General features: G+C 48.6%; 3 protein-coding genes. 1 reads left to right on the forward strand and 2 read right to left on the reverse strand.

Annotation, left to right across the window (positions count from 1 at the left end):
* Window positions 1–821: 821 nt before the first annotated feature.
* Together Q0389_RS04015 and Q0389_RS04020 are read right to left on the reverse strand one after the other, a co-directional pair.
* Window positions 822–1,202 (reverse strand): YkgJ family cysteine cluster protein, encoded by a 381-nt coding sequence (locus tag Q0389_RS04015; RefSeq protein WP_298691872.1) that lies wholly within the window; start codon window positions 1,200–1,202, stop codon window positions 822–824.
* Complete coding sequence (locus Q0389_RS04020; RefSeq protein ID WP_298691874.1) at window positions 1,187–1,885, reverse strand: methyltransferase; 699 nt, start codon at window positions 1,883–1,885, stop codon at window positions 1,187–1,189. The genes Q0389_RS04015 and Q0389_RS04020 overlap by 16 nt, the downstream gene beginning before the upstream one ends.
* 54 nt (window positions 1,886–1,939) lie before the next feature.
* Here Q0389_RS04020 and Q0389_RS04025 point away from each other — a divergent pair.
* Window positions 1,940–2,277 (forward strand): NTP transferase domain-containing protein (locus tag Q0389_RS04025; protein WP_298691876.1); only part of this gene is annotated, 338 nt, incomplete at its 3' end.

Genomic DNA, 2,277 nt, shown 5'->3' on the forward strand with positions numbered 1-2,277 from the left:
GACCACCGAGATCTACACTCTTTCCCTACACGACGCTCTTCCGATCTGGATCGTTGATATGCGATTTTTCGAGCAATGCCGTCATCTTCATGAGATTTTGCTGATAGGCGTATACTTTGATCGCCTCTTCTGCCGCAGAAGCGTCCCCGAAAGCGTCGAATGTTTGTTCATACATTGCCGCCGCATCGTCGAATTTACCCTGATCGGCATAAAAACTCGCAAGACGTTTCCCTATTTTCGTACTGTTTCCCTGTGCCGTAATATGCTCTTTTAAAAAGGTGATCGCTTCCTCTTTTTCGCCGAGCTGCGTATAGCGGATCAGTGCGATCCGCTCAGCCGTCGATTCGTCGAACGTGAGAGCATACGCTTTTTCGAGAGCATTTTCCGCCCCTCTGTAGTCGCTCAGTTTTAAACGCGAATCGGCATAAAGCTGATAATCGGGAGCTTCTTTCGTCGTTTCGCTTAATACCAGCGCTTTTTGCGACCCTTCGGCGAATTGCCCCGATTTGAGCAACGTAATGATCTCAAATCGTTTCAACGTTTTATCATCGGGAGACTCTTTGAGCGCATCGGCTGTCATCTGCCCCAATTGCTTCGTATCGTTTGATTGTTCCAGCATCCGCAGTGCCTGATAAAGATACTCTTTTTTCTTCGTTTGTTTGTACAGCTCGGCGAAAAAAGCCGATGATTGATGGTATTTCTGACGCATTTGCGCATCCAGCGCAAACAGGGAATAAGCATCTTCGCTTATTTTCGAATGGGTTGCAGGTTTAGCCGCTGCGACAGCTACAGAAGCAATAAACAGACATAGATAAATTAATTTAATCATGGATAATCCCCGGACATTCAGCTTTGAGTTCGTCGATACGGTGCCGGAAATAGTCCCAAAACGGAAAGGTCCGACACTGTAACGGACGTGCCGTGTAGATACTACACCCGTTTAGTGAACGATCGAAAAACACACAATTGTACGAGCCGTTTACCTTTTTCTCTTTGAGCGAGTAGCGGTAGAGTTCTTTACGTAAATAGGTACGGCGAAACTCCCCCTCTTCCATCTCTAAGAGCTTTGCAATCGCCGCGATTTCAGTCACGGAGACAAAAATATTGCCGCTCTCTCCGGTACAGCAGTTTCCCCCGCATTTTGCACACGCGGAGGGGTCGAATGCGTAAGAGAATCCTTCTTGAGTCATATACTCGGACATTTGATACTGTGCACCTTTGCTTTGTCATAAATCGCCTGTACGGCAGGAGTATAGCCATCACCTGAAAACGTTATCAGCGGCGGAAGAACGTTCAACATCGTTTTGCTGTTTTTTTTCAGATGGAGCATCACCAATGTGCTGGGACGATCCTCTTTTGAATGGACGAATTGTACCTCAACGACTCTTAATCCTGCACGTTCGCACGCACTGAAAAGCTGGACGCTCTGACGCGCATCATAACAGATCGCCGCTTCGCCGCTCGATTTGAGAAGTTTGGACATTTTCACTATAAACGGCTCAATCGGTAAATGGACGTTATAGCGGGCCTGATGAAGGATCGGATTTTCCGAACGGGAGACATTTTCATGGTAAAACGGGGGGTTGGAGACGATCCAGTCATAGCTGCCGTGATTCCCCAATTCTAAAAAATCCCCCTCATGCAGGGTATAGCCGATTTTATTGATTGCGGCATTGCGGCGGGCAAATTCGGCGTATAACGGCTGTTTCTCGACCGATTCGAGGGTGATATTCGGAAAATCCCGCCCTATCAGCAATCCCACGATCCCGCTCCCCGCACCGACATCGAGCATTTTCCCTTTCGGCATCAGGCGAGAAATAAATCCGTACAGCAGTATCGAATCGCTGTTGTAACAATAGCCGCCCTCTGGCTGATAAAGGAGCATTTACGACTCTTTTCGTTATGATTTGGGCAATTATATCTCTCACTAGGTTTAACTATGATTATTATTCCTGCCCGTCTCGCCTCAACCCGTTTCCCAGAAAAAGTTTTAGCCGATATCGGCGGTCTGCCGATGGTGATCCGTACCGCCAAACGGGTCGAGTCAATCGACCGCGTCGTCGTCGCCTGCGACGATGAGAAAATCCTCGACATTTGCGCCGCACACGGCGTCGAAGCACGCCTCACCTCTACGACGCACAAAAGCGGAACCGACCGTATCAACGAATGCGCTCAGATCATCGACGTCCCCGACGATGAACTCATCATCAACGTCCAAGCCGATGAACCGTTCATCGAAACGGAAGTGCTCGAACTTCTGATCGAACGTCTCAACAC

Origin of the sequence: uncultured Sulfuricurvum sp., assembly GCF_937936435.1 — a bacterium.
GTDB lineage: Bacteria > Campylobacterota > Campylobacteria > Campylobacterales > Sulfurimonadaceae > Sulfuricurvum.